The organism is Paraburkholderia sp. SIMBA_030 (assembly GCF_046535245.1).
Lineage (GTDB): Bacteria > Pseudomonadota > Gammaproteobacteria > Burkholderiales > Burkholderiaceae > Paraburkholderia.
The window spans coordinates 1-257 of sequence record NZ_JAWRXB010000995.1 but is presented as its reverse complement, the minus strand read 5'-3'; the positions used below and the strand labels follow the sequence as shown (position 1 = coordinate 257).

General features: G+C 70.0%; 1 pseudogene. It reads left to right on the top strand.

From position 1 onward, the window contains the following. A pseudogene (locus SB772_RS43005) lies at positions 1-257 on the top strand (molybdenum ABC transporter permease); the annotation flags it as partial.

Here is a 257-nt window from a genome sequence, read left to right as displayed (position 1 = left end):
CGTCGCGGCCACGCTCGGCCATCACGCCGCCAGCCGTTTCTTCCGCGTCACGCTGCCGATTGCGTGGCCCGCCATCCGCGCGGGGCTCGCGCTCGCGTGGCTGCGCGCGTTCGGCGAATTCGGCGCGACCGTGATGGTCGCGTATCACCCGTATTCGCTGCCCGTCTATACCTATGTGGTGTTCGGCGGTCAGGGCCTGCCCGCGATGATGCCGCTGCTGCTGCCCACGCTCGGCATCGCGATCGTCTGCGCGATGC